The 24,938-nt window shown below is 67.2% G+C and carries 24 protein-coding genes and 5 pseudogenes; 14 read left to right on the plus strand and 15 right to left on the minus strand.

Translation table 11 applies throughout. The annotated features are described in order from the left end of the window. The first annotated feature begins 2 nt into the window (after positions 1-2). Both ACFQE0_RS25470 and ACFQE0_RS25475 read left to right on the plus strand, forming a co-directional pair. The gene (locus ACFQE0_RS25470; protein WP_378974649.1) at positions 3-2,231 is read left to right on the plus strand and encodes a primosomal protein N'; all 2,229 of its coding nucleotides are present in this window, start codon (positions 3-5) and stop codon (positions 2,229-2,231) included. Further along, complete coding sequence (locus ACFQE0_RS25475; RefSeq protein ID WP_378974652.1) at positions 2,225-2,587, plus strand: SpoIIAA family protein; 363 nt, start codon at positions 2,225-2,227, stop codon at positions 2,585-2,587. The genes ACFQE0_RS25470 and ACFQE0_RS25475 overlap by 7 nt, the downstream gene beginning before the upstream one ends. 6 nt (positions 2,588-2,593) lie before the next feature. Here ACFQE0_RS25475 and ACFQE0_RS25480 read toward each other — a convergent pair. From ACFQE0_RS25480 to ACFQE0_RS25500, 5 genes and pseudogenes are all read right to left on the minus strand, one after another. Beyond that, a pseudogene (locus tag ACFQE0_RS25480) lies at positions 2,594-2,979 on the minus strand (hypothetical protein). Positions 2,980-3,166: 187 nt separating this feature from the next. Continuing rightward, on the minus strand, positions 3,167-3,373 hold the full coding sequence (locus ACFQE0_RS25485; protein ID WP_243953994.1) for a Trm112 family protein: 207 nt from the start codon (positions 3,371-3,373) through the stop codon (positions 3,167-3,169). Between the two features lie 13 nt (positions 3,374-3,386). After that, complete coding sequence (locus ACFQE0_RS25490) at positions 3,387-4,052, minus strand: LON peptidase substrate-binding domain-containing protein (protein WP_378974656.1); 666 nt, start codon at positions 4,050-4,052, stop codon at positions 3,387-3,389. Positions 4,053-4,125: 73 nt separating this feature from the next. Then, on the minus strand, positions 4,126-5,028 hold the full coding sequence (trxA, locus tag ACFQE0_RS25495) for a thioredoxin (protein WP_378974658.1): 903 nt from the start codon (positions 5,026-5,028) through the stop codon (positions 4,126-4,128). A 114-nt stretch (positions 5,029-5,142) separates the two neighbouring features. Further along, positions 5,143-5,616 carry a hypothetical protein gene (locus tag ACFQE0_RS25500; protein ID WP_378974661.1) on the minus strand — a complete coding sequence of 158 codons (474 nt, stop codon included), beginning with the start codon at positions 5,614-5,616 and terminating at the stop codon, positions 5,143-5,145. Between the two features lie 213 nt (positions 5,617-5,829). Between ACFQE0_RS25500 and ACFQE0_RS25505 the strand changes: the two genes are divergently transcribed. Further along, positions 5,830-6,048, plus strand: a complete 219-nt coding sequence (locus tag ACFQE0_RS25505; RefSeq protein ID WP_378974663.1) for a hypothetical protein — start codon at positions 5,830-5,832, stop codon at positions 6,046-6,048. On the opposite strand, the pseudogene ACFQE0_RS25510 reads toward ACFQE0_RS25505, so the two are convergent. Further along, positions 6,042-6,957, minus strand: a pseudogene (locus ACFQE0_RS25510) (alginate O-acetyltransferase AlgX-related protein). The gene ACFQE0_RS25505 and the pseudogene ACFQE0_RS25510 overlap by 7 nt on opposite strands. A gap of 91 nt (positions 6,958-7,048) precedes the next feature. Here ACFQE0_RS25510 and ACFQE0_RS25515 point away from each other — a divergent pair. The 5 genes and pseudogenes from ACFQE0_RS25515 to ACFQE0_RS25535 all read left to right on the plus strand — a co-directional run bounded on the left by ACFQE0_RS25515 (position 7,049) and on the right by ACFQE0_RS25535 (position 10,666). Continuing rightward, positions 7,049-7,549 carry a 2'-5' RNA ligase family protein gene (locus tag ACFQE0_RS25515; RefSeq protein ID WP_378975703.1) on the plus strand — a complete coding sequence of 167 codons (501 nt, stop codon included), beginning with the start codon at positions 7,049-7,051 and terminating at the stop codon, positions 7,547-7,549. A 22-nt stretch (positions 7,550-7,571) separates the two neighbouring features. Continuing rightward, positions 7,572-8,339 (plus strand): phosphatase PAP2 family protein, encoded by a 768-nt coding sequence (locus ACFQE0_RS25520; RefSeq protein ID WP_378974665.1) that lies wholly within the window; start codon positions 7,572-7,574, stop codon positions 8,337-8,339. A gap of 84 nt (positions 8,340-8,423) precedes the next feature. Beyond that, positions 8,424-8,762, plus strand: a complete 339-nt coding sequence (locus ACFQE0_RS25525; protein WP_378974667.1) for a PilZ domain-containing protein — start codon at positions 8,424-8,426, stop codon at positions 8,760-8,762. A gap of 75 nt (positions 8,763-8,837) precedes the next feature. Further along, positions 8,838-10,141: pseudogene (locus tag ACFQE0_RS25530) on the plus strand (Gfo/Idh/MocA family protein). Positions 10,142-10,222: 81 nt separating this feature from the next. Continuing rightward, entirely contained in the window at positions 10,223-10,666 is a 444-nt protein-coding gene (locus ACFQE0_RS25535; protein ID WP_378974669.1) for a DMT family transporter, read from the plus strand. Between the two features lie 9 nt (positions 10,667-10,675). Here the strand turns inward: ACFQE0_RS25535 and flgH are convergent, their stop codons facing one another. From flgH to flgF, 4 genes are read right to left on the minus strand one after another with little or no spacing between them, the layout of a single operon-like run. Next, positions 10,676-11,416, minus strand: a complete 741-nt coding sequence (flgH, locus tag ACFQE0_RS25540) for a flagellar basal body L-ring protein FlgH (protein WP_378974671.1) — start codon at positions 11,414-11,416, stop codon at positions 10,676-10,678. 30 nt (positions 11,417-11,446) lie between these two features. Continuing rightward, positions 11,447-12,550, minus strand: a complete 1,104-nt coding sequence (gene flgA, locus ACFQE0_RS25545; protein WP_378974673.1) for a flagellar basal body P-ring formation chaperone FlgA — start codon at positions 12,548-12,550, stop codon at positions 11,447-11,449. A gap of 23 nt (positions 12,551-12,573) precedes the next feature. Continuing rightward, positions 12,574-13,365, minus strand: coding sequence for a flagellar basal-body rod protein FlgG (gene flgG, locus ACFQE0_RS25550; protein ID WP_378974675.1), 792 nt, complete (start codon positions 13,363-13,365; stop codon positions 12,574-12,576). An 11-nt stretch (positions 13,366-13,376) separates the two neighbouring features. Beyond that, a complete protein-coding gene (flgF, locus tag ACFQE0_RS25555; protein ID WP_378974677.1) occupies positions 13,377-14,123 on the minus strand; it encodes a flagellar basal-body rod protein FlgF in 747 nt (248 codons plus the stop codon). A gap of 250 nt (positions 14,124-14,373) precedes the next feature. Between flgF and fliL the strand changes: the two genes are divergently transcribed. The 4 genes and pseudogenes from fliL (at position 14,374) to ACFQE0_RS25575 (ending at position 17,564) form a co-directional block, all read left to right on the plus strand. Continuing rightward, a complete protein-coding gene (fliL, locus tag ACFQE0_RS25560; RefSeq protein WP_378974679.1) occupies positions 14,374-14,931 on the plus strand; it encodes a flagellar basal body-associated protein FliL in 558 nt (185 codons plus the stop codon). 7 nt (positions 14,932-14,938) lie between these two features. Then, positions 14,939-16,153: a flagellar motor switch protein FliM gene (gene fliM, locus ACFQE0_RS25565; RefSeq protein WP_378974682.1), complete on the plus strand. Its 1,215-nt coding sequence runs from the start codon at positions 14,939-14,941 to the stop codon at positions 16,151-16,153. Positions 16,154-16,159: 6 nt separating this feature from the next. Continuing rightward, positions 16,160-16,666, plus strand: coding sequence for a DUF6468 domain-containing protein (locus ACFQE0_RS25570; RefSeq protein ID WP_378974684.1), 507 nt, complete (start codon positions 16,160-16,162; stop codon positions 16,664-16,666). A 221-nt stretch (positions 16,667-16,887) separates the two neighbouring features. Further along, a pseudogene (locus tag ACFQE0_RS25575) lies at positions 16,888-17,564 on the plus strand (MotE family protein). Between the two features lie 6 nt (positions 17,565-17,570). On the opposite strand, the gene ACFQE0_RS25580 reads toward ACFQE0_RS25575, so the two are convergent. The 5 genes and pseudogenes from ACFQE0_RS25580 to ACFQE0_RS25600 form a co-directional block, all read right to left on the minus strand. Next, positions 17,571-18,338 (minus strand): AAA family ATPase, encoded by a 768-nt coding sequence (locus tag ACFQE0_RS25580; RefSeq protein ID WP_378974687.1) that lies wholly within the window; start codon positions 18,336-18,338, stop codon positions 17,571-17,573. Positions 18,339-18,467: 129 nt separating this feature from the next. Then, positions 18,468-19,741 (minus strand): annotated as a pseudogene (locus tag ACFQE0_RS25585) (leucine-rich repeat-containing protein kinase family protein). A gap of 1 nt (position 19,742) precedes the next feature. After that, positions 19,743-19,931 (minus strand): DUF1192 domain-containing protein, encoded by a 189-nt coding sequence (locus tag ACFQE0_RS25590; protein WP_378974690.1) that lies wholly within the window; start codon positions 19,929-19,931, stop codon positions 19,743-19,745. A 10-nt stretch (positions 19,932-19,941) separates the two neighbouring features. After that, a complete protein-coding gene (locus tag ACFQE0_RS25595; protein WP_378974692.1) occupies positions 19,942-21,162 on the minus strand; it encodes a phosphopentomutase in 1,221 nt (406 codons plus the stop codon). Between the two features lie 3 nt (positions 21,163-21,165). Then, on the minus strand, positions 21,166-22,800 hold the full coding sequence (locus tag ACFQE0_RS25600) for an ABC transporter ATP-binding protein (RefSeq protein WP_378974695.1): 1,635 nt from the start codon (positions 22,798-22,800) through the stop codon (positions 21,166-21,168). Positions 22,801-22,949: 149 nt separating this feature from the next. Between ACFQE0_RS25600 and ACFQE0_RS25605 the strand changes: the two genes are divergently transcribed. Together ACFQE0_RS25605 and ACFQE0_RS25610 are read left to right on the plus strand one after the other, a co-directional pair. Next, on the plus strand, positions 22,950-23,840 hold the full coding sequence (locus ACFQE0_RS25605) for a lytic transglycosylase domain-containing protein (protein ID WP_378974698.1): 891 nt from the start codon (positions 22,950-22,952) through the stop codon (positions 23,838-23,840). 85 nt (positions 23,841-23,925) lie between these two features. Continuing rightward, positions 23,926-24,855: an alpha/beta hydrolase gene (locus tag ACFQE0_RS25610; protein WP_378974700.1), complete on the plus strand. Its 930-nt coding sequence runs from the start codon at positions 23,926-23,928 to the stop codon at positions 24,853-24,855. Positions 24,856-24,938 lie beyond the last annotated feature (83 nt).

Below are 24,938 nucleotides of genomic sequence, written 5' to 3' on the forward strand. Positions count from 1 at the left end.
ACATGCCGACCGTCGCCGAAATCCTCATCCCCCTCGCGATCGACACACCGTACAGCTACGTCGTCCCGCACGGCCTCGCTGTCGAGGTGGGAGATGTCGTGCAGATCCCGCTGGGTCCGCGCGAAACGGTCGGCGTCGTCTGGACCGTGGCCGAGAGCGTCGGCGGCTCGAACCTGCGGCCGGTGACGGGTGTCATCGATGTGCCGCGCCTCGGTGGGACGCTACGCGGCCTCGTTGATTGGATCGCCCGCTATACCCTCGCGCCCAAGGGCTCGGCATTGGCCATGGTGCTGCGGCTGCCCGACGAGGCGGCGGGCGCCGAGATCGCCCGCGTCGCGGTGAAGATCTCCGGCAAGCCCCCGACCCGCGCGACGGCGGCGCGGAGCAAGGTGCTCGCCATTGCCGCGGACGGCGAGTCGCGTGGCAAGAGCGCCCTGGCCAAGGAAGCGGGCGTCTCGCTTTCCGTGGTCGACGGTTTGATCGATGACGGGGCTCTCGACGCCATCGCGATCGCGCCCGAGCCCGTTGCGCCGGTTCCCGATCCGGATCATCCCCGCACGCCGCTCTCCGAGGCACAGGCGGATGCCGTTGCAGCCCTGGAAGCGGCTTTCGATGAAAGCGCGCGGGCCGGGGCGGTGAAGCCTGTCCTGCTCGAAGGTGTGACCGGTTCAGGCAAGACGGAGGTCTATTTCGAGGCCGTGGCGGCCTGCGTCCGAGGTGGCAAGCAGGCCCTGATCCTGATGCCGGAAATCGCACTGACCGCGCAATTTCTCGACCGCTTCGCTGAGCGGTTCGGCGTTCGCCCGGCAGCGTGGCATTCCGGTATCGGCGGGCGACGGCGGGAGCGGTTGCGCGCGGCTGTCGCATCGGGCGAAGCGAAGGTGGTGGTCGGCGCGCGCTCGGCCCTGTTCCTGCCCTTCGCGCAACTCGGCCTCATCGTCGTCGATGAGGAGCACGAGACCGCGTACAAGCAGGAAGACGGCGTCCATTACCATGCCCGTGATATGGCGGTGGTGCGCGGGCGTCTTGAAGGCTGTCCCGTTCTGCTCGCCTCCGCGACGCCCTCTATTGAGAGCCGCGTGAATGCGGCGCGGGGGCGCTACGATCACCTCATCCTGCCCGAACGTTTCGGTGGGCGGCGCCTGCCCGATATCGCCGCCATCGACATGCGGCGTGACCCGCCGGAGCGCGGCAGCTTCATCAGCCCGCCCCTCGTCAACGCTGTGAAGCACACCCTGGAACGGGGCGAACAGGCGCTGCTCTTCCTCAACCGGCGAGGATATGCGCCGCTTACCCTGTGCCGGGCCTGCGGCCATCGCTATCAGTGCCGCAACTGCTCGACCTGGCTGGTCGAGCACCGGTTCCGGCGCGCACTGGTTTGCCACCAATGCGGCTATACCGAGCGGCGGCCGGAGGCCTGTACGAATTGCGGCGCCTTCGATCATCTGACCCCCTGCGGCCCCGGCGTCGAGCGCATCGCCGAAGAGGCAGCCGCGCTATTCCCGGATAAGCGGATCATCGTGCTGTCGAGCGATTTCCCCGGTGGGGCCGAGCGCTTGCGGCAAGAACTCGATGCCGTGGCGGCGGGGGAATGCGACCTCGTGGTCGGCACACAGCTCGTGGCCAAGGGGCACAATTTCCCCGGCCTGACGCTGGTCGGCGTGCTCGACGCCGATATCGGCCTGACATCCGGCGATCCGCGCGCCGCCGAACGAACGTTCCAGTTGCTCCAGCAGGTGACGGGTCGCGCGGGGCGCGGAGAGAAGCCGGGCCGAGCCCTCGTCCAGACCTACCAGCCCGAGCACCCGGTGATCGCCGCCCTGCTCTCAGGCGATGCCGAACGGTTTTATGCGGAGGAGATCGCCGCTCGCGAGGCGGCAGGCCTGCCACCCTTCGGGCGCCTCGCCGCACTGATCGTCTCGGGGACGGACAAGGCGGCCGCGGAGGCGCATGGGCAGGCTTTGGCCCGCGAAGCGGACCCGCCGCCGGGCATCATGGTGCTCGGCCCAGCCGAGGCGCCGCTGGCGCTGATCCGGGGACGGCACCGGTTCCGGCTGCTGGTGAAAACCGAGCGCAACATCGACATGCAGGCCTATCTGCGCGAATGGCTCGCCCGCGCCCCGAAGCCGCGCGGCAACGTTAAGGTTACGATCGATGTCGACCCGCAGAGCTTTTGTAGGAGACAGGGCGCTTCGGCTGCGAGGCCGTGCACGAGGAGCGAGCAGTGCTGACCTACACCAAGACGCCGGACTCGAACGTGGCCGAGATCGTGGTCGACGGAAAGATCTCCGATGAGGAGATGAACGCGGCCATCGCCGCGATGAAGGCCGACCTCGACAAGGGCGACCGCCTGAAGCTTCTGGAGGACATCCGCAGCTTCCAGGGCATGGAGCCGGCAGCGTTCTTCAAGGATCCGCGCTTCGGCATTTCGATGATGAAGGGCGTGAGCCACGTCGCCCTGGTGACGGACGCGCCCTGGCTCAAGATGATGGCCGAGACCTTCGCCTTCGTCTCGCCCTACAAGATCAAGGTGTTCGAGCGCGAGCGGCTGTCCGAGGCCCGCTCCTGGCTCGCCGCTGCGGCCTGACCCGGCTCACTCGGCCTGGGCGGTGCGAGTATCGCCGCGCCGGGCCGTCCAATGGCCCGAGCAGAGGGACGACACCGCCCAGGTGCCCGAACCCTGCGTGCCGCTGAGGCGCCCGGTTCCGGTGCCCGAGCCGCCCGCTCCGGCAACGGTGATTCCCACCGTCCCATCCGCAGAAACCTTGCCGCTGACCCGGGCGCGGCCCGAAAGAGGCCGCACCTCACCATCGCGGATGGCGACGCTGTAGCTGTAGCGCGCGTTACAGAGGCCGCTCTCGGTCACGGCTCGACCGCCCAGGTGCCGTTGTGCCGCTCAGGACCTGCCACTGCGGGTGCAGCGAAGGCACCGGCGGTGATGGCAGTGGCGGCGAACAGGGTTGGGACGGTAAAGCTCATCAGGATCAGTGGCTCTCGGCAAATACAGCGACGCCTTGGCGCGGTTCAGCGCCCCGTTGTCAGCTTCGTTGCGGGATGAGCCACCATAACCCAAGTTGCGCGGCAACAATATGGCTGCACGCTAACAAATATGTATTATTTCGTAACTGCAAGGAAGCTCGGCAATAATGCCGAGCTTCCGCAAAGATCAATCGTGCAGAGGGCGCGCCTCTTCCGGCAGCATGATCGGGATACCGTCGCGGATCGGATAGGCGAGCTTGGCCGAGCGGCTGATCAATTCCTGCTTGGCGGAATCGTATTCTAGAGTACCCTTGGTCAGCGGGCAGACGAGGATCTCCAAAAGCTTGGGATCCACGCGGGTCGCCTCGACGGGGGCGGTGAGATCGTTGGCCATGACGGGCTTCGTCCTATTGCATCGTCGGTTCGGGGCCGGAGCCCCGCAACAGTTCCATCTGCGTGACCGCGATCAGGATCTCGGCACGGGTCTTGAGGTCCGCCGCTTCGAGCATCGCCTGCTTCTCGCGGATCCCGAACGGACTCATCATGCACAGCGCGTTCACGAGGGCTTCGTTCGGAGCCTCGTCGATCCCCGCCCAGTCGACTTTCAATTCGTTCGACTCGACGAAGTCGCGCAGGGCCTTGAGGACGCCCGCCCGGTCCACCTGTTCCTCACCCGCGCGGGCCTGGAAGTCCACCGCGAACTCGTCGTAGCTCACTTGGCACTGGCGATAGACTTCGGGCGAGGCGACCTCGCTCTCGACCCGGAACCGGCTGAGGCCGGTGAGCGAGATCAGATATCGTCCGTCGCCGGTCTCGGCATATTGGGTGATGCGTCCGGCGCAACCAACGCGAAACAGCTTCGGATGCGCTGAGGCAGCGCCATCCGGGTCCGGCTGGATCATGCCGATCAGGCGATCGCCGCGCAGGGCGTCGTCCACCATCTTGAGATAGCGCGGCTCGAAGATATTGAGCGGCATCTGTCCCCTCGGCAGCAGCAGCGCGCCGGGCAGGGGAAAGACTGGGATCACGGCGGGGCAATCCGCCGGACGATGGAAGCCGGAATGCGTGCTCATCGCACCTCCTCTGGCGCGATCACCCGCCCCGGCTCCCGGACGCGCCTTTGTGGTCCGGGATGGGGCCGATGCGCTACGAGAACAGCAAGGCCGAAAGCTTGCGCCGGCCGCGGATCGTGTCGGGGTCCATCACGCCCCAAGCCTCGAAGAACTGAAGAAGCTGCTTGCGCGCGGCCTCCTCGTTCCATGTCTTTTCGCGTTTGTGGAGCTCGATCAGGTGATCGACCGCCTGTTCGCGTTGATTGCGGGCCGCGAGGCCGAGCGCCAGATCGAACCGGGCCTGATGATCGTCCGGGTTGGCGTCGATCGCCTTCTGCAGCCCAGCGAGGTCGCCGAGCGAGGCGGCCTGTTCCGCGAGTTCCAGCGCGGCGCGAATTCCCGCCAGGGCGGGATCGTTCGCCTTCTCTTCCGGCACCATGGCGAGGACGCGCTTGGCGTTCTCGATCTCGCCCGCGTCGAGTTGCAGCTTGGCGAAGCCCGCCAGCGCGGTGACGTTGTCGGGCTCCTGCTCCAGCACCGCCGCGTAGATTTCGGATGCACCCGCGAGATCCCCGGCCTCGACCAGGGAGGCGGCCTCTTCCAACGCCGCCTCGATCGGCGACGGGCCACCCGGACCAGCGAGCCGTTCGATGAATTCCTTGATCTGACTTTCGGGCACCGCGCCCATGAAGCCGTCGACGGGGCGACCCTTGTCGAAGGCGATGACCGCCGGGATCGACTGGATGCCGAGCTGCCCCGCGATGGAGGGGTGCTCGTCGATGTTCATCTTCGCCAGCACGACCTTACCCGCGGCGGCGTTGACAGCCTTTTCCAGCACGGGGGTCAGTTGCTTGCACGGCCCGCACCACGGCGCCCAGAAGTCCACGAGGACCGGGCGGTTCATGGATTCGGCGATGACGTCCTGCCGGAAGGAGGCCGTCGTGGTATCCCTGACGAGGTCGCCGGAAGCGCCCCCGGCGCTGGTGTCGTTGAGCATCGATCTGGCTTCGGAACTTTTCCCGTGAAGCCTGCTAGATGGGGCTCGAAGGCGGACATGACCAGCCCGCTGCGCGGATGCTTCGCGGTTGTCCACGCCCGGTTGCCCGGCTGATCAGCGGGCGGGCGCCGCCTGGGCCGCTTTCGCGGCGGTGACGAAGGTGCCGGAATAGACCTTCCCGTCGCCCGTCTTGGCCTCACACGCGATCGAGGTGCGGCCGGGTTCGGGCGTCGAGAAGCGGCAGGCACCGATGGCGAGCACCGGCGCCCCGACGTCGCTTCCGGCCTTGCTCTCCGTCACGACGTTGATCGGCTGAAGCGGGTCGGTTTCCTCCGTGGCCTCCTGCTGAGCGCCGTTACCGGAGAAGCTGACGACCTGCCCGTCCTTGGTGGCGAAGTCGAAGGTCGTGCGGTTGCGGGCCACGCCGTTGGTCAGGACCGGACCGCATTGCGCGCTGACATCCTTGCCTGCCACGACCAGCGACTCGCATACCCCTTCGAGCTTGAGGGCGGTCTGGGCCGAAGCGCCCTGGATGCCGAGGGCGGCGAAGGCGGGGCAGATGAGGGCGAGGCGAAATGAAGCCTTCATGGCGTTGCGTGAACCTCCCGTGGGGATTCGGATTGTTTCTCTTGATCTAGGCACGGCGACAGTTCCGTCGAGACACGGACGCGCGATCCGCCCGGCGCAGGTCTGGCTTGCACGCCAGCCTCTGTTGCAGTGCAACAAAGCGCGGCAGACAGGGTTCAGAAGCGGATGCGGCATCGGCTTCGCACCACACCTTGATGGATGAGGAGTATCGCGATGACCCTCGCGCTTGTACCCGTGGCGGAAGCAGCGGTCTTCACGCTCGGCTGCATCGCGATCCATGCGCTACGGCGGCATGCGGATGTCGTCACCGCCACGCTGGCCTGTTTCGCGACCATCCTCTTTCTGTTGATCGGCGCGTCCCTCGCGCCAGCCTCGATGCTGCTCGATCATCAGTCGAGCGACTTCGCGATGATCGATCCGTCGCTCTACTGATCCTGCACGACCCGGCGGGCAGCGGTGGCGATGTCGTAGCGGTCGTCCGGGACCCGGGCCAGAAACCGCTCCGCCAATTCGTAGAGCAGGATGTCGGGCTTCACCGCCTCAATGTAGGACCAGTCGAGGCTTGAGGACCACACGAAGTGGACCTCACGAAAACTCTCGGCGAGCAGGCCCGTGAGCAGGAACGGCGCAAAGTGGGCCGAGCTGTCGCCGAAGAGGACGAGGCAACGCGGATCGGCCGTTGCCGCCTCGTTACGATAGATGACATGCGCGCCGGTATGCAGTTCCGCCGCGCGCCCCCTCGCCTCATAAGCAGCGAGCAGCGCGCCGGTTTCGACCCGCTGCGCATCCCGCAGGATCGCCATGCGCTCCACATCCTCGAGCGGCGGGTTGGGCAGCTTCTCGCCGAGATCCATCACCACCGGCTCGCACACCCTCGGCCGTGTGGCGATGTCGGCGGGCGGCGTCGCGCTCAATGCCCGCATGATGGCCCGGTAGGCGACGAGGCACCCTTCGAGGGACCAGTGGGAATCGGTGCGCAGGTAGAGCGGCGCAGCCCTCATCGCGCGCCGCGCGGAGCGGCGCCAGCAGGTCGAGATAGGCAGCGCTGCGGCCGAGACGCTTCGCCAACTGCCGGGCCGAGGAATGGCCGGGCACGTAGCGTAGCCCGTCCGTCAGATGGTCGTAGACCGACAGCTTCTCCGGCACGACCACGTGCAGGTACCGGATGCCGAGCCGCTCGGCGCGCGCCGCGCGGGCAGCGATCAGGCGAGACCAGCGCCGGAGGAGCCACCATTGGGCGAGTGGTCCGCGATAGCGGTCCATGACGCGGTTGCTGCCGCCGATGAGGAAGAGCCAGCCGTCGCGGCCGAGATGCACATGGGACTTGTCCGTTTCGGCCATCGCGGGAGCATTAGCCGCCCTCGCGCAGCACGCCTAGGCTGGACCTTGGCCCGGACGGCGCCATCTCGCCGTTGATGCAAGAGCCGCCCCCCTGATCCTCACCCTCGCCTTCGATGAGGCGACCTTTGCTCGCTTTAACGGCGAGCGCCGCCGCCATTTCCCGGAGGCGCTGAATCACATCCCGGCCCATGCCACGCTGTTCCACCATCTTCCCGGCGACAGGGAACGCGCCGTGCTGGAGACGATCACCGCCCTCGCCCGCACCTTGCCGCCGCCGGACGTCGCGGTGACGGGATTGCGGTTCATCGGCCGTGGCGTCGCTTACGTGCTCGATTCAGAGCCTTTAGCGACGTTTCGGGGAAGGCTCGCGAAGGAATTCGCCGCCGATCTCACCGCGCAGGACAGTCAGGGCTGGCGTCCGCACGTTACCGTGCAGAACAAGGTCGCACCGCAGGTCGCCCGTGCGTTGCACGAGAACCTGGAGGCGGGTTTCGAACCGTTCCGCTTTACCGCTCCGGCCCTGTTGCTGTGGCGCTATCTCGGCGGGCCTTGGGACCGGGTGGCGCGTATCCCGTTCGGGGATAATGCCTGATGCTCGGTGGGAGATGGATGCGATGAGGGTCCCGAGGGCGGTGACGCATAATCCGATTACCGGACGGGCGACGGCCGTCTGGTTCTGGCTGCGCCTCAACGAGGTGGGGCCGCTGGTCGCCCTACTCTGCCTGAGCACCCTCGGCTACGGCTTCTTCGCCCTGGCGCATGAGGTCGGCGAGGGCTCAACCGAGGCGCTCGATCGGCGTATTCTGCTCGCCCTGCGCAATCCCGCCGATCTGTCGGACCCGATCGGGCCCCCCTGGCTCGAAGAAACGATGCGGGACATCACCGGCCTCGGCAGCGTATTCACGGTGGTGTTCGTCACCTGCGCCGTGTCCGCCTATCTCGTCCTGACGAACCGGCGTCGGATCGGCTTCTATGTCCTAGCCGCAGTCGGCAGCGGCGAGTTGGTCTCCACCGTGCTCAAGCACTTCTACCATCGGCCGCGGCCGGATCTGGTGCCGCACGGCATGGAGGTCTTCACCGCCAGCTTCCCCAGCGGCCACGCCATGATGTCGGCCATCGCGTACCTGACCCTCGCGATCCTGCTGGCCCGCGTCGATCGCAACCGCCGGGTGAAGGCCCTGGTGCTCGTGCTCGGCGTCGGGATCACGGTGCTCGTCGGGATCAGCCGGATCTATCTCGGCGTCCACTGGCCGAGCGACGTCGTCGCCGGATGGTGCGTCGGTGCGGCCTGGGCGTCGCTCTGCTGGTTCGTCGCCCTGCAATTGCAGCAACGTGGCGAGGTCGAAGTCAATGATCCGCCGACCGGGCCTCCCTCGCATTAAGCATGACCCAAGAAGGGTCAGATAAAGGGCAGCCTAATAGTCAATGATACGTTACCGATGCTCACGGGGTCGTGAGGATTGGCTTTGAAAGAGCGCAGAGACGTCGAACGCCGCCGGGTCCTCCTCGGCGGCCTGATCGAAACGGCAGCGTTCCTGCCGGAGATTGCCTGCACGATCCGCAATGTGTCGTTGACGGGCGCACGGATCAGGATCGCGGAGGGATCGATCCTGCCCGAGCGGGTGATCCTCCGCGTTCCGATCCGAGGCGAATGCCGCGAGGCGCGGATTGTATGGCGCGACGGCGACTCGGTGGGGCTACACTTCGAAGCTGTCGAAGCCGCTCCTACCCCGCCCCAGCGGAAGACGGTGGATGTGGGGCCCGGCGAGGTGTCTTTCGCTTCGCCGAAGGGCTCGCTGCACTGAGGGCATCCGTCGCGGGCCGGAACCGCCTCTCCGTGGGAGGGGTTCCCGAAGCCCGAATCCGACGAGCGGAGCCCCATGGCGGACGACGATCGCTTTTCCCGGCGTAGCCTTCTTGCGGTTGGAGGCGCGCTTGCCGGCGCGGCCCTCGGCGGCACACGCAGCGCCGAGGCGGCCACGCCCGGCCCGGCCGTTCCAGCCGATACCGGCGCCGTGCAGGGTAACCGGGTGTTGTTTCCGAACTGGCGCGGAGCCGGTGATCCAACCCCCGCGCCAAGCCCGGCGCCCCAGCCCCCGTCCCAGCGCGTCGGCTATTGCATCGTTGGCCTGGGTCGTCTCAGCCTCGATGAGATCCTTCCGGCCTTCGGAGAGACCAAGCGTTCGCGCCTCGTCGCGCTGATGTCGGGCAGTCCGGACAAAGCTCGCCTCGTCGCCCGCCAATACGGGGTGCCCGACGAGGCGGTCTACGGCTACGGTGACTGGGACAAGCTCAAACAGAATCCCGACATTCAGGCAGTCTATATCGTGACGCCGAACGCGGTTCACCGGGAGAACGTCCTGGCGGCGGCGGGTGTCGGCAAGAACGTGCTGTGCGAGAAGCCGATGGCGGTGGCATCGCAGGAATGCCGGGACATGATCGACGCCTGCGCCAAGGCGGGCGTGAAGCTCATGATCGCCTATCGCTGCCAGTACGAGCCGTTCAACCGGGCGCTTGTGAAGGCCGTGCGCGGGGGAGCCTCGGCAAGGCGCGGCTGATCCAGGCGTTCAACGGGCAGACCACCGGGTTGCCCGAGCAATGGCGGCTCAAGAAGGCCCTGGCGGGCGGCGGTGCCCTCCCCGATATCGGGCTGTACTGTCTCAACGGCACGCGGGCGCTGCTCGGCGAGGAGCCGGATTCGGTTCAGGCCATCGTGCATTCGCCGTCCGACGACCCGAAATTCAAGGAGGTCGAGGAGACGGTGAGCTTCACCCTCCGCTTCCCCTCCGGCGTGATCGCGCAATGCATGACGAGCTACGGTGTGCACGAGTCGCGGGCGCTGACCGTCCATACCTCGGCCGGCGCCTTCGATCTGCAGAACGCCTTCGCCTATCGCGGGCAGAGGTTGTTCGTCGGCCGAGCCGAGGGCAAGAGTGAGGCTCGCGACGAGAAAATCCTCTCGCACAAGAACCAGTTCGCCCTGGAGATCGATCACTTCTCCCGCTGCATCCAGGAGAACGTCAGGCCCCGCACGCCCGGTGAGGAGGGGCTGCAGGATCAGATCCTGATGGAGGCGATCTATGAATCGGCTCGCACCGGAGCCCCGGTGAAGACGGGTCCCCTCCCCGGCACCAGCAGTGGCCTCGACGCCACGCGAGGGCCAGAGCCAGAGGAGCCCGCCTAAGGGGAAGCCACCCGGTGCGGCAGAACCTCGCGCACCGGTTTTCCCACGGAGCTTGGCCGGTCGCCGCCGCACTTGCCGGTCATGATCTTCCTCTATGGCCTGACGGTCCTCGCCGGCATTGCGAACGCGATCCAGCCCGGACAGAACGCGACTCTCTCGAAGTCGCTTGGCTTGCCGATCACGGCGGGCCTCATCACGCTGCTCATCAGTAGCAGCCTGTTGCTCGCCGGGGGCTTGGCCCTCGGAAAGCTCGAAGTGCCGACAGGCCAGCAACTGTCCGCCGTTCCGTGGTGGGCGTGGTTCGGCGGATTCTTCAGCGTGCTGCTGATCCTCGCCCAGCTCTATGCCTCGCCTTCCATCGGGGCAGCGTCCTTCCTCGGCATCATCGTGACCGTGGGCGTCGTCTGCTCCATCGGTCTCGATCACTTCGGATGGGTCGGGTTTCCGGTCCACCCGGCAAGCATTTGGCGGATGGCGGGCGCCGTCCTGATGATCGCGGGCGTCGCGCTGGTCGCGCTTTTCTGAGGCTCGGCCCTAGAACGGCAGCAGGATATCGACGAGTTGCTGTCCGTAGCGCGGCTGCTGCACGTCGGTGATCTGGCCGCGTCCGCCATAGGCGATGCGCGCCTCGGCGATCTTTGTGGAATCGATGGTGTTGTCGGCGGCGATGTCCTCCGGCCGCACCACGCCCGCCACGACCAGTTCGCGCACCTCGAAGTTGATGCGGATCTCCTGCTTGCCCTCCACGACGAGGTTGCCGTTCGGCAGCACCTGTGTGACGACCGCCGCTACGTTCGTGGTGACCTGCTCCGCGCGCTGGACCGAGCCCGCGCCGTCATTCGCGGTAGAGGAGGTTGCGCTGAGGAGCGCGCTTCCGCCAACGCCCGCCGCCTTACCGGCCGTGGTGTTCTCAAGCCCGACGGCGTTCGGCAGGCCAAAGCTCTCGGTGTTGGCGCGGGACCGCTTGGTCTCGTTGCTGATGTTAGCCTTGTCCGTCACGATGACGTTGACGGTGAGGACGTCGCCGACCTTGGCCGCGCGCTGATCCTTGAAAAAGGCGCGCGAGCCCGTGCGCCACAGGGAGTTCGGCGCGTAGGAGACCGGCTGCACGTCCGGCATCGGCATCCGCACCGGCTTGTAGCCGGGCTGAGCCGTTGGATCCTGGATGGCCGAAAGGGCCGGGGTGGCGCCGATGTTGGAGAGGCGGTCGGCCGTGTTGCAGGCGCCGAGCGCGAGCGGCAGCGCCACGGTGGTGAGACGGACGATCAGGCGCATCGGCGGAACTCCTCGACGCGAAACGGGCAATCAGCGCAGGGCTGTCGTGGCGGCACTGGCCTGAAGCTGCGGGCCGCCGCCGGGTCCGACAGAGACGCGGCCGGGGCCGATGACCGTAGCTTGCAGGACCTTCTTTGACGCAACGTTAACCACGTTCACGACGGCGCCCATCCGGCCGCTATCGTTGGCAAGGCCGCGCATCGAGAGGCTGATGCCGGGTGTGGAATAGACGATGGTCACCGTCTCTCCCCGCGCCACGAGGTCGGGCTTGGCAGTATCGCCTTCGCGCAGAGCGTAGCCCGCGGGCAGGCCGCGTTGGGCGACTTCACCGATCGCGGCGGTGATAGACGATTGGGTGTCCTGGCTGATGCCGTCGCGCGGGCGCTTCTCCAGGGCGAGGTCGCCTTCGCGGACCGGTTCGCCGCGCGACAGCGCGCGGGTCAGCACCGCCACGTCCCGCATCTCGACCACGATGCCGGACACACGCAGCGACGCCTGACGGTCGCCAAGGCTCACCATAGCCGAGACCCGGTGGGTACGGGGATCGTAGACGAGGTCGATGGCGCTCACCTGCCCCGCCAAATCGACCGGGGCGAGCATCGTCGGCGCCTCGCCGTCGAGGCGGATCGTGGTCATGTCGGTGTCGAGACCGTAGGTGGTCTCCAGGCCGCGCTTGAGCGCCACCTCGATCTCGGCGGGGCCGATCCGGCGGGCGGCGCGCTGCACGGCGATCTGGATACGGCCGCCGGTCTCGACCGGGCCGAGACCGAGGGCGGCGGCTGCCTCCGCGATGCGGCGGGACTGGATGGTGCCCGTCGAGCCGAGGTTGGGCGCGCGGAAGAGCGGGCGGGCGGCGAGCGTCGGCGGCACGTTCTCTACGAGATCGCCCAGGGTGAGGATATCCTGCCGGGCCGTCACGTCGCCACGAAGGCGGGGGGTCGCGGTCTCGGCCATGGCGGGCACCGCGACCGCGCCGAGGATCACGAAGACGACGAGGGCCAGGGCGGCGCGCAGGATCATACCCCGGCAGGGCCGCGCGACGCGCGGGCGGCGCGGCTGCACGATCGGGTTGAGGACGAGTTCCGACAGGCTCTCGTCGTTGAGGAAGGGGGCGAAGTCGTTGGGCGTGGTCATGGCGATCGATCCCGTGCCGGCCATCAGCCGCGGAACATCTGGGACGTGGTGGAGAGCATCTGATCGGCGGCGGTCACGACCTTCGAGTTCATCTCGTAGGCGCGCTGGGCCGCGATCAGGGACGAGATCTCGGTGACGGCGTTGACGTTCGCCTCTTCGAGATAGCTTTGCTGCAGGTTGCCGAAGCCCTCGGCGCCGGGCAGGCCGCTGATGGCCGGGCCGGAGGCGGCGGTCTCGACGAACAAGTTGTCGCCGATGGATTCGAGGCCGACCTTGTTGACGAAGCGCGAGAGCTGGAACTGGCCCAAGGCCTGAGGTGCAGTCTGGCCGGGCAGGGTCGCCTGAACGGCGCCCGTGGCGCTGATCGTCACCGACGTCGCCGTGTTCGGCACCGTGATCGCGGGGTCGACAAGGTAGCCGTCGCGGGTCACCAGCTGGCCGGAGGCCGAGAGATCGAACGAACCGTCGCGGCTGTAGGCGGTGCGCCCATCCGGCAGCGTCACGCGGAAGAAGCCCTCGCCGCGGATGGCGACGTCGTAATCCTTCTCCGTCGAGGTCAGCGTACCCTGCGACATGACGCGAGCGGTCGAGGTGGTCTTCACACCCGAACCGAGGGCGAGGCCCGCCGGAAGCTGCGTGTTCTGCTCCGAGGTGGAGGAACCGGCCCGACGCAGGTTCTGGTAGAGCAGATCCTGGAAGTGAACCTGCTGGCGCTTGTAGCCAGTGGTGCGAAGGTTCGCGATGTTGTTCGAGATGACCTGGACGTTCAGTTCCTGGGCCGCCATGCCGGTGGCGGCAGAGTAGAGCGCGCGCATCGGATGCTACCTCAGGCCACGTTGGCGAGTTTGGAGATGGCCGAGCCGCGAAGCTCATCCATGCGCGAGATCATGCTCGTGACCATCGCGTAGGAGCGGTTCACGTCCATCAGCCGGGTCATTTCGAGGACGGGGCGGACGTTCGACCGTTCGAGCGCGCCGGACTCGACGCGGCCGTCGATGCCTGCGGGCCGGGCCGGGCTCGGCGAGGAATAGAGGTTGGCCCCCTCGTTCACGAGGGCACCGGGATTGGCGAAGGTCACGAGCTTGATCCGTCCGCGAATGCCGAGATTGGTCGAAACCGTGCCGTCCGGGCCGATCGAGAGACCGGTCTCCTGCGGATTGACGGCGATCGGCCCGCCATCGCCCGCGACGGGGTAGCCGTCGCTCGTCACCAACTGGCCCTGGGCGTTGACCGTGAGAGCGCCGTTGCGGGTGTAGCGCTCGCCGCCGCCATTGGGCGCCTGCACGGCGATAAAGGCATTGCCCTTCACCGCGATGTCGAGGGGATTGCCGGTCTGCTCCACCGGGCCCTGGTCGAGGTTCAGGGTCGTGCCCTGGTCGATCACGTAGGAGATGCGCCGGTCGGGCGGGGTGAAGCTGTCCGCCTGCGCCACCGGCATCAGATATTCCTGAAAACGGCTGTTGCGGCTCTTGAAGCCGTTGGTCGAGACGTTCGCCATGTTGTTGGCGATCACGTCGAGTTCGCGTTGGAGAGCGACCTGACTCGACACGCCGACGAAGAGGGCATTCTGCATGGAGAACTCTGGGGCCCACGAACGGCCGGGGTTGCCAGGACAGTCAGCATCCAGCGTGCCAGTCCGGAGCAGAGCAATTTGATAATTGTCGTCAAGCACTTGTTCAGCATGAGACGCATCAGACGCCCCTGATCATCAGTGCTAGCGGCAAACCCGACCCGGCAGAATTTGCCTCCTTAACGGCGCGTTAACCGCATCTGCCGATACCTTTCGGGAAGTCCATTTAACCAGCTTCGCGAGTGACGGCCCCATGGCCAAGAAGCCCAAAAAGGCGGGCGCCGATCAGGGCGAAGGCGGCGCCGATGCGGCGCCGAAGAGCAAGAAGAAGCTCATCATCATCGGCGCTGTCGCGGCCGTTCTCCTGCTGGGCGGGGGCGGCGGGGCCTTCTTCATGATGAAGCGCGGCCCGGGCGACGAAGCCAAGGCCGAGGGCGGCGAGGCTGCTGCATCCGCCCATGGCGGTGGAGGCCACGGCAACGCCGCCGCACCGAAGAAGGCTATCGCCTTCGTCGACCTGCGCGAGATGATTATCAACCTCAGCCCCGATGCCGGCCAGGACAAGGGGAAATTCGCCAAGTTCCGCGTGTCCTTGGAGGTGAAGGACGCGAAGCTGGAAGAGGATGTGAAGCTCCTCGCCCCGCGCATCGAGGACACGTTGCAGGTCTACATGCGCGAAGTCCGCCCCACCGATCTGTCGGGCTCCGCCGGTCTGTACAGGCTGCGCGAGGAATTGCTGAAGCGCGTGAACGTCGCCGTCTATCCGGCCAAGGTCGATGCGGTGCTGTTCAAGGATCTGATCATCCAGTGAGGCGCTGATGGAACCGGAGGATCAGGTCGAGGAGGACGATTGGTCGGCGGCCCTGCTTGAGCAGAGCTCTGAGGGCGGCGACGCGTCGCTCGCCGAGGAATGGGGCGCGGCCCTCGCCGAACAGGGCACCACCCGCAACGCCAGCGACGTCGCCGCCGAATGGGCGACGATGATCGAGGACGGGGAGAGCGACAACCTCCCCGAACTCGCCGGCAACGACCGCATCCTCAACCAGGACGAGATCGACGGCGTCCTGGGCTTCTCCATGCGCGAACTCTCGGCCTCCGGGGCCGGGGGCGTGCGCGCCATCGTCGATTCGGGCGTCGTTCAGTACGAACGACTGCCTATGCTGGAAATCGTCTTCGACCGGATGATCCGGTTGCTGTCGACGTCCCTGCGTAACCTGTTCCAGGATAACGTCGAAGTCACTCTCGACAACATCACCTCGGTGCGGTTCGGCGATTACGTGAACGCCATCCCGCTGCCGACCTTGCTCGGGGTGTTCAAGGCCGATCCGTGGGAAAATTCCGGCCTCGTCACGGTCGATACCAACCTCGCCTACGCAACCTTCGACCTGCTGCTCGGCGGCAAGCGCGGGGGCTCGTCGAGCCGACTCGACGGACGGCCTTTCACCGCCATCGAGATGACGCTGGTGCGGCGACTCGTGGAGATTATCCTCGCCGACCTGCAGCTGTCCTTCCAGCCGCTGTCGCCGGTGAACTTCAACATCGACCGGATCGAGACCAACCCGCGCTTCGCCACCATCACCCGGCCCGGCAACGCGGCGATCCTCATCGGCCTGCGCCTCGACGTCGACGGGCGCGGCGGGCGGATGCAGATCCTGTTTCCCTACGCCACGATCGAGCCGATCCGTGAATTGCTCACCCAGAGCTTCATGGGTGAGAAGCTCGGCCGCGATCAGGTGTGGGAGGGTCACCTCGCCACCGAGATCTGGCAGGCCGACGTCACCATGGAAGCGGTGCTTCACGAGATGATGCTGCCGCTGAAGCGCGTGATGCGGCTGCGGGTCGGCGACACGCTGATGTTCGATGCCAAGCCCTCGGACCTCGTGACCGTGCGCTGCGGCGACTGGGCCTTGACGCAGGGGCGGATCGGCAAGGTCGACGGCAACATCGCGGTGCAAGTGACGCGCCCCCTGCGGCGCTCGCGCACCACGCTTCAGGCCTACGAGGCCTCCATGAACAGCCGCACGGACGGGTAGGCCGACATGAGTCTCTTCGTCACCCTCTTCGCCGACCTGCTCGTCGCCGTCCTGCTGACGGCGACGATCATCACCTCCCTGCGCCTGTCGAAGCGCATCGGTCAGCTCAAGGGCGACGAGGCCGCGCTCCGTTCCACCATCGGTGATCTCATGGTGGCGACCCATAATGCCGAGCGCGCCATCACGGGCCTGCGTAGCGCCCTCGATGAGTGCGACCGCACCCTCGCGGACCGGATCCAGTCGGCCCAGACCTGCAGCACGACTCTCGCGGGCGGCGTCGAAGCGGGTGAAGCCGTGCTCTCGCGGATCGCGGCGATCGTCACGGGCGCGCGCACGGCTCCGGCTGCACCGCGTCCCGTCGAGGTGCGGCCCGAGCCGACGGTCGAGGCGTCGTCGAAGCCCGCTCCCGCCGTCGCCGAAGGGCCGAATGGCGAGCGCCTGGGCGCTGCGGCCGCCGCCGCGCTTGCCATGACCGAACGGGCCCTGGCCCGCGTTCGCGCTCGAGCCGCCTGATGTCTCGCCGCAGCGTGCCGACCAAGGACGTGGCGCCCGCCATCAAGGCGCCGCCCAAGGCTGCCGCCCCCGTTGTAAAGACGGCGGCGAAGCCTGCAGCGACGTTGAAGCAGCAGGCGCAGACGGCACTGCACCGCTCGCGCGAGAAGGTCGCGCGCCCGTTCAAGCTGCGCCTGATCGACGCCGTGGCCCTGTCGGCGGCGGCTTTGCTGGTGCTCAAGATGCTGACCCTGTCGCAGGCCAGTCTCCCCGAGACGAGCCTGCCGGGTTTCGCCCGCGCCATCGCCAAGGCGCGGACCGGCTACGAGATCCCGGACCCCGAGACGACGGGCTCGGTCGAGCCGAAGAAGGACGACAAGAAGTCCGCCCCTCCGGCGGAGCCGCCCAAGGCGCAGCCTCCGGCCCAGGAGCCCATGTCTCCGAGTGAAAAGGCTCTTCTCGAAAAGCTCGGCGCCCGGAGCAACGTTCTCAAGCAGCGCAGCGATGAACTCGACCTGCGCGAGAAGATGCTCGACGACGCGGAGAAGAAGATCGAGACCGGAATCGGCGATTTGAAGAAGGCCGAGGATAAGGTCGATGCCGCCGCGAAGGCGAAAGAGGATGCCGAGAAACAGGGCCTCAAGAGCATCGTGACCATGTACGAGACGATGAAGCCGAAGGACGCCGCGCGCGTCTTCGATCGCCTCGGCCACGACGTGCTCGTGCCCCTCGTGGTGGCGATGAACCCGCGAAAGATGGCGGAGATCCTGGCGGTGATGTCGCCCGAGGCGGCCGAGCGCCTGACGGTGGCCCTGGCCAACCGCGCCCGTGGCACTGGCGGTTCTGCCCAAGCGCAGGCGGGCCCCCTGCTCTTCCGCCGGGCGAGCTTCCGGCGATCGATCCCGGCGCGGCACGATAGGGCTCGCTACTCCGATAGCATCGCCTGTATGAAACAGTCCGGGTCGCTGTAGAACTCCCGCAAGAGCCGGAAATGCCCGATGTCGCCGAGGCTGGTCGGCGACACGCCGTATTTTTTGATCGCCATGAGCTGTGCCCCTGGACAGGCCATCAACAGCGGTGAGTGGGTTGCCATGATCACCTGAGCCTTGCCCACCTCGATCATCCGCAGGACGATCTTGAGAAAGTCGATCTGCCGGGAAGGCGACAGTGCGGCTTCGGGCTCGTCGAAGATGAAAAGGCCACGCCGCCGACAGCGCTCCTCGAAGAAGCGCAGGAACCCTTCGCCGTGTGAATGAGACAGGAAATCCGGCGGAGCCGCACCCACCTCCATGGCGGCCGCGTCGAGATAGCGGGCGACCGAAAAGAAGCTCTCGGAGCGAAAGAACCATCCGTCCGTAATTTTGGGGAGCCAACTCGCCCTGAGGCCATCGCCCAAGCGAGACCCCATGGCCTCGATCGCCAGGCTGTGATCGACGGCGCGGTAGCCCTTGCCGCCACCCGCTTCGTCGAAGCCCGCGAGCGCGGCGATCCCTTCGAGCAAGGTCGATTTACCGACACCATTCTCGCCGGTGAAAATCGCCAACGGTCGTTCGAAGGTCAATTCGAACTCGGGGTCCCGGAACAGCGGCAGACAGAACGGATATTCCTCGGTCGTCGCGACACGGTTCCGATCGAGCCACACCCGCCGAAGATAGGGAGGATCGAGACGCGAGCGTGGTTTGACCCTGGCCATCTCGTCGCTCCGACGCAAGACTTGCGGTGACGGTCTCCTGATAGCAGGTTTGCGTGTCTGAGCGATGCCATACTGGCGGGGATTGCATTCGATTGCTTGTGCAACTCTCCGTGATATCCACTCGATACTTCATCGCAAGGCGACGGCGATGTCCCCCATGTCTGGTCGAGAGGCCGGATCAGGATTCGTGCAACGTCGCGCCAGATCACGCAGAACTTCGGAATCGTCGAGGACGAGATCCAGAAGTTCACCAAGCAGGATACCAAAGGCGCGGGTCTCGATCCGCGCCAAGGCACGCCCCTCCGCTCCGTCGGGCAGGACCGAGGCCGCGCCGAAGTCTCCGAGGGCGGCCGCGCCGCCGTGTCCGTCCCACAGGATGTTGTGGCCGTAGAGATCGCCATGCATCAGCCGCCGTTCGTGCAGATGCGCGAGGGCCGAGGCGATGTCGCGGGCCAGGCGCCGCGCGGCGTCCGGTGAGAGGCGCAGGCCGGGCTCGTAGACGTCGCGGCTGCAACTCGCGAGGCTGGGTGGCCCAGCAAGCACCGGCCATTCCGCCGGAACGAGGCGCAGCACCAGGCCGGGCGTGCCGTCCGGGTGGTTCGTGAGACGACCGAGCGCCCCGATCAGGGCCGGGTGATCGCCTGCAGCGAGGCAGGCCGCCATCTCGCGCTCGGGCAGGCCGTCGCTGCCCATGGCGCCCTTGAACAGCTTGAGTGCGACATCGCCGCCGCTGTGCCAACCTGCCCGGTAGACGAGGCCGGAACTGCCCTCGCCCAAGAGCGGCCCGAGGGTGAGGTCCGACCACGGAACGAGCGGCGCAGCGGTCGACAACCCCTCGGGTTCTGCCAGATTGCCGGAGTAGGAGATCCAGGCCAGCGAGGGCATTTCGCCGAGCCAGTTCGGCAGGCGCTCGAAGCGATTACTGGCGAAGCGGATGAGTTCGAGATTGCCGGCTTCTCGCAAGCTATCAGGAAGTTGCGTCAGTTCGTTGCCGGACAGCATCAGCTTCTGGAGCAGCGGCCGATGCCCGAGCGCATCCGGCAGATGCGCGATGCGATTGTCCGTAAGGGTCAGCCAACGCAGCCTCGTCGGCAGCGATTCCGCAGGCACCTCCCTGATGCCGCAGCCCCGAAAGCCGATCTGGCTCAAGGCTGGGCAATCTCCCAACGCAGGCGGTAGCCGAGCGAAGGGCGTCCCCGAGCAGAACAACACCGTCAGGGCTCGGAAGCGTCCGATATCGTCGGGCAGGGCGTAGGTGCCGCGCCCGAGGTCGAGCAGTTCCAGCGTGTCGGCGAGGCCATAGAGTTCGGGGGAAACTCGGTCAGGCCATCCGGCAGGCGGATGGCCTTCGCTCCCGCGAGTTGGCCCCGGCGCAGGGCCGCGAGGGTCGCCGTGCGATCCATCTCAGCCGCGCTTGAAGAAGGCGTCGGCGGAGGATTGGGCCGCCTCCTTGGCGGCACGAGCGGCCTCGATCCGCGCGATCTCCGCGCGCAACAGGGCGATCCGCTCGTCGAGGTCCGACAGTGACAGCGTCTCGAGCGGCTGACCGATCTCGTGCGACGGCGTTTTGCGCGGCTTGTCGTCGTCCCACATGCGGAGGCTCCTAAAGGAAGGGCGTGCCCATGCCGATGCCCGGCAGGCCGAGATGCCGCGCGAGGGAAGCGGCGATGTCGGAGAAGCTGTCACGTCGGCCGATCGGGCCGGTGGCGAGGCCGGGGCCGAAGGTGAGGACCGGCACCTGCTCGCGAGTGTGGTCCGTGCCCGTCCAGGTCGGATCGTTGCCGTGGTCCGCGGTGATAATCGCCACGTCGCCCAGCCGGAGGACGGCATGGATCGCGGGCACCAACGCGTCGAAAGCTTCGAGTTCGGCGGCGTAGCCCGGCACATCCCGGCGGTGGCCGTGCTCGGTGTCGAAATCCACGAGGTTCACGAAGACCAGCCCGCCGTCGGGCAGGTCGCGCAGGGCAGCCAGACCGGTATCGAGGCAGGCGGCATTGCCGCCGGGTTTGACTTCGCAGCCGGTGGCCCGGTGGGCGAAGATGTCTCCGATCTTGCCGACGCTCACCACGGCTCGGCCCGCCTCCTCGGCTCGATCGAGCAGGGTCGGGCCGGGGGGCGTCACGGCGTAGTCCTTGCGGTTCGCGGTGCGGCGGAAACCGCCCTCGGGCGAGCCGGTGAAGGGCCGGGCGATGACGCGGCAGATCCGGTACGGATCGCAGAGGGTCCGCGCCGTGCGGCAGAGTTCGTAGAGCCGGTCGAGACCGAAGCTCTCTTCATGCGCGGCGATCTGGAATACGCTGTCGGCCGATGTGTAGCAGATCGGCTTGCCGGTCCGCATATGCTCAGGTCCGAGATCGTCGATAATCCCGACGCCGTTGGCATGGCGATCACCCAGGATGCCGGGCAGGCCGCCTTGCGTGATCAGCGCCTCGATCAATTCCGGCGGGAACGCCGGACGCGTGTCGGGGAAGGTGCCCCAGGGCTCCGGGAGGGCGAGGCCCGCGATCTCCCAATGGCCGGAGGGCGTGTCCTTACCCGCCGCTGTCTCGATGGCATTGCCGTAGAGTGCCAACGGCTCATCCACCGGTGCGAGCCCAGGCGGAACCGTCCCGGTCGCGCCTCGTGCTGCGAGACCGATCCCGAGGGCAGTGAGGTGTGGAAGACGCAGTGGGCCGGCGCGCAGGCCCGCCCGGTCGCCTCGCCCCTCGGCGCAGGCGACCGCGATATGGCCGAGCGTGTCGGATCCGGAATCGCCGTAGGCAGCGGCATCCGGAGCGCCGCCGATTCCGACCGAATCCAGCACGATGAGGAGCGCGCGGGCCACGGCTCAGGCGGGCTCCAGCTCGGTCGGCTCGTCGCTGTCGAGGGCGAAGGCGGCCTTGAACAGGGTTTGGGTGTATTCGGTGCGCGGGTTGGCGAAGATCGTCTCCGCTGCGCCCTCCTCGACCACATGCCCGTTCTGCATCACCACCACGTGGTTCGCGAGGGCGCGCACCACCTTCAGATCGTGGCTGATGAACAGGTAGGCGAGGCCCCGCTCGCGTTGAAGGTCGCGCAGCAGCGTCACGATCTGCGCCTGCACGGAGCGGTCGAGGGCGGAGGTCGGCTCATCAAGCACGATGAATTTCGGGCCCAGCACGATGGCGCGGGCGATGGCGATGCGCTGGCGCTGGCCGCCGGAAAATTCGTGCGGGTATCGATCCATCGTCGCCGGATCGAGTCCGACATCATGGAGTGCCTTCGCGACGACGGAGCGCCGCTCGGCCCGGTTGCGAACGGCACCCTGAACGACCAGCCCTTCCGACACGATGTCGGCCACCGACATGCGCGGCGAGAGCGAGCCGTAGGGATCTTGGAAGACCACCTGCATGTCTCGGCGCAGGGGCCGCATTTGGCGGATCGCGTATCCGTCGATCCGTTGGCCCATGAAGACGATCGGCCCTTCGGAGGCGGTGAGCCGTAGGATGGCGAGGCCCAGCGTCGTCTTGCCCGAGCCGGATTCGCCGACGACGCCGACCGTCTCTCCGGCCCTGACCTTTACCGAGACGCCATCGACGGCCTTCACATAGCCGCCGGCTTGCCGAAACAGCCCAGCCTTGAGCGGGAACCACACCTTGAGCGGCCCTGCCTCGACAAGGGTCGGCGCGGCGGGGGGCACAGGGTTAGCCCGGCCTTTCGGCTCCGAGGCAATGAGGCGCCGCGTATACTCGTGCTGCGGGTCGCGAAAGACGGCGGCTGTCTCGCCCGCCTCGACGATGCGGCCCTTCAGCATCACGCAGACCCGGTCTGCGATCCGCTGCACGATGCCGAGATCGTGGGTGATGAACAGCATCGCCATGCCGAGCCGCTTCTGCAGGTCGGCGAGTAGGGCGAGGATCTGCGCCTGGACGGTGACGTCGAGGGCGGTGGTTGGCTCGTCCGCGACGAGCAGTTCGGGCTCGCAGGCGAGCGCCATGGCGATCATTACACGCTGGCGCTGTCCGCCGGAGAGTTCGTGCGGATAGGCGCCCATCCGCCGCTCGGCATCGCGCAGGCCGACGAGTTCGAGCAGCTCGAGGATCCGCGCTCGTGCCGCCTTCCGGGAGAGGGTGCGGTGAAGCGCCAGCACCTCGCCGATCTGCCGCTCGATCGTGTGAAGCGGGTTCAGCGACGTCATGGGCTCCTGGAAGACCATGGTGATGTCGGCGCCGCGCACGCCACGCATCTCCCTCTCCGGCAGGCTCGCGAGGTCGCGCCCGTTGAACAGGATGCGCCCCTTTTGCGCCGCCGCGCTATCGAGAAGGCGAAGGATCGCCAACGCCGAGACCGATTTACCGGAGCCGGACTCACCCACGAGCGCGAGCGTTTCGCCTCGCGCGATGGAGAAGGAGACGTCATCGACGGCGACCGTATCCCCGTCCCGCGAGCGGAAGGCGACGGACAGGTTCTCGACGGACAGAAGCGTAGACTGCGGATCCGGCATGCTGGCCTTATAGCGCGGAAGCCCCCGCGTCACAGGGGCAGCAACCCGAACCGCATTGAAGCAGGCGTGGCAGGCGCTACTTGCGCTCCCGCCCACGATTGGATCGATACGGGGCACCATCGGAGAGCCCGGTTCCCCTGTCCCGCACCGTGTCGCCGTCCCTTCGCCTGATCCTGGCGCTCGTCCTTCTCACCGGCCTCACGGGACGCGCTTTCGCCGCTCCCTCCGATGGCGCGACGGAGACGGTCGAACAGGCGCTGTGCCGCCTGATCGACGACTCGGCCAAGGCCAGGAACCTGCCCGTGGCCTTCCTGACCCGCCTGATCTGGCGGGAATCCAGCTTTCGCGTCGGGGTCGTCAGCCCGGCGGGCGCGCAGGGCGTGGCGCAATTCATGCCGGGCACGGCCAAGGAGCGCGGCCTGCTCGATCCGTTCGATCCCGAACAAGCCATCCCCCATGCGGCGCATCTGCTGTCCGACCTGAAGCGCCAGTTCGGCAATCTCGGGCTCGCGGCGGCGGCCTATAATGGTGGGCCGACGCGGGTGTCGAACTGGCTCGCAGGGAACGGCGGCCTACCCGCCGAGACCCGGGCTTACGTGCTGGCCATCACCGGCCGCGCGCCGGAGGAATGGCGGGCGCCCGCCAGCGGCGTAGAATATCCCGAGGGCGGCGCTCCGGAGGCGAAGGCCGAGCCGGAGAAGCCGCAGACCTGCCTGCAGGTCACCGCCGCGCTACGGGTGCCGAACCGGGGCGACCGCTTCGCGCTCGGCGGCTCGGAGGGGCCGGCCGCGCCCTGGGGCATCCAGCTTGCGGGCAACTTCTCGAAAGCGCTGGCGCTTCAGAGCTTCTCCCGGACACGCGCGACCTATGCGAAGGTGATCGGTGAGGTGCGACCCATGATCATCGGCACGCGCCTGCGCAACCGGGGCACGCGTGCCTTCTACCGCATCCGCATCCCGGCCGAGACGCGCCAAGCCGCCGATGGCCTGTGCGGCAAGATTCGGCAGGCGGGCGGCGCCTGCATCGTTCTCAGAACCTGAAATTTTCATCGAAGGCCACGTCTGCGTCATCAATCCGCCCCGAGGCGGGTGATTGATGGCGGGGCGCGGCTCGACCGGACGGGATATGACACGCCTCTTCACCGCCTTCGCCAGTCTCATCTGCCTCGGGCTCGCTGCCCTGGGCATCTCCAATGCCTCGCCCCTTTCTCTGTTCGACGCGCTCGGCCCCCGGGATTCCGGCGGGCGGCTCGCGGCGCGGGACCGGGTGTTCGGCCAGAACAACCGCAACAAGCTTGATGTCTACGTTCCGGCAACCGCCGCGGAGAATGCTCCGGTCCTCGTCTTCTTCTATGGCGGCTCGTGGGACAGCGGCTCGAAGGACGATTACGCCTTCGTCGGCCACGCCCTGGCCGCCCAGGGCTTCGTGACGGTGCTGCCGGATTATCGGCTCTATCCGCAGGTGCGCTTCCCCGAATTCCTGCAGGATGGGGCTGCTGCCATCGCCTGGGTACGCGACCACATCGCCGAGTTCGGCGGTGATCCACGCCGCGTCGTCCTCGCCGGGCACTCGGCGGGCGCCTACAACGCGGTGATGCTCGGCTTCGATACGCGCTACCTCGAAGCGGTCGGGGTCGATCCGAAGGTCATCCGCGCTGTGGCCGGCCTGTCCGGTCCTTACGACTTCCTGCCGCTCGACACCGACACGACGATCAAGGTCTTCGGTCAGACCAAGGATCTGCCGGGTACGCAGCCGGTCAACCTCGCCGGCCCGCTTTCGCCGCCAACCTTCCTCGCCACGGGCGATGGTGACACGACCGTTCGCCCCCGCCACACCGCCGCCCTGGCTGCGCGCCTGCGCGCCGCCAACGTTCCGGTGCAGGAGAAGGTCTATCGGGGCCTCGACCACAAGGACACGCTGCTCGCCCTGTCCGTAACCTTCCGTTCGAAGGCTCCGGAATTGGCCGAGATGTCATCGTTCCTGATGCGCCAAGCGGCGGGACGGACGCAGTATACGATGACGGGGCCGGTCACACCGGCAAAGCTTCAACCCTAACGAGAGTTTATCGGCATCCTCGCGGTGTCGTTAGCATTTGCCTATAGGCCCGTGCGATAAGATCGCGTGGGTCCGGCTGAACG

This window comes from Methylobacterium komagatae, from assembly GCF_042661665.1.
GTDB classification, from domain to species: Bacteria; Pseudomonadota; Alphaproteobacteria; order Rhizobiales; family Beijerinckiaceae; genus Methylobacterium; species Methylobacterium komagatae.

Coding starts and splice junctions, on each gene's coding strand:
- ACFQE0_RS25470 (WP_378974649.1), top strand. CDS start 3: ATGCCGACCGTCGCCGAAATCCTCATCCCCCTCGCGATCGACACACCG.
- ACFQE0_RS25485 (WP_243953994.1), bottom strand. CDS start 3,373: ATGGCCAACGATCTCACCGCCCCCGTCGAGGCGACCCGCGTGGATCCC.
- ACFQE0_RS25490 (WP_378974656.1), bottom strand. CDS start 4,052: ATGAGCACGCATTCCGGCTTCCATCGTCCGGCGGATTGCCCCGCCGTG.
- trxA (WP_378974658.1), bottom strand. CDS start 5,028: ATGCTCAACGACACCAGCGCCGGGGGCGCTTCCGGCGACCTCGTCAGG.
- ACFQE0_RS25500 (WP_378974661.1), bottom strand. CDS start 5,616: ATGAAGGCTTCATTTCGCCTCGCCCTCATCTGCCCCGCCTTCGCCGCC.
- ACFQE0_RS25505 (WP_378974663.1), top strand. CDS start 5,830: ATGACCCTCGCGCTTGTACCCGTGGCGGAAGCAGCGGTCTTCACGCTC.
- ACFQE0_RS25520 (WP_378974665.1), top strand. CDS start 7,572: ATGAGGGTCCCGAGGGCGGTGACGCATAATCCGATTACCGGACGGGCG.
- ACFQE0_RS25535 (WP_378974669.1), top strand. CDS start 10,223: ATGATCTTCCTCTATGGCCTGACGGTCCTCGCCGGCATTGCGAACGCG.
- flgH (WP_378974671.1), bottom strand. CDS start 11,416: ATGCGCCTGATCGTCCGTCTCACCACCGTGGCGCTGCCGCTCGCGCTC.
- flgA (WP_378974673.1), bottom strand. CDS start 12,550: ATGACCACGCCCAACGACTTCGCCCCCTTCCTCAACGACGAGAGCCTG.
- flgG (WP_378974675.1), bottom strand. CDS start 13,365: ATGCGCGCGCTCTACTCTGCCGCCACCGGCATGGCGGCCCAGGAACTG.
- flgF (WP_378974677.1), bottom strand. CDS start 14,123: ATGCAGAATGCCCTCTTCGTCGGCGTGTCGAGTCAGGTCGCTCTCCAA.
- fliL (WP_378974679.1), top strand. CDS start 14,374: ATGGCCAAGAAGCCCAAAAAGGCGGGCGCCGATCAGGGCGAAGGCGGC.
- fliM (WP_378974682.1), top strand. CDS start 14,939: ATGGAACCGGAGGATCAGGTCGAGGAGGACGATTGGTCGGCGGCCCTG.
- ACFQE0_RS25570 (WP_378974684.1), top strand. CDS start 16,160: ATGAGTCTCTTCGTCACCCTCTTCGCCGACCTGCTCGTCGCCGTCCTG.
- ACFQE0_RS25580 (WP_378974687.1), bottom strand. CDS start 18,338: ATGGCCAGGGTCAAACCACGCTCGCGTCTCGATCCTCCCTATCTTCGG.
- ACFQE0_RS25590 (WP_378974690.1), bottom strand. CDS start 19,931: ATGTGGGACGACGACAAGCCGCGCAAAACGCCGTCGCACGAGATCGGT.
- ACFQE0_RS25600 (WP_378974695.1), bottom strand. CDS start 22,800: ATGCCGGATCCGCAGTCTACGCTTCTGTCCGTCGAGAACCTGTCCGTC.
- ACFQE0_RS25610 (WP_378974700.1), top strand. CDS start 23,926: ATGACACGCCTCTTCACCGCCTTCGCCAGTCTCATCTGCCTCGGGCTC.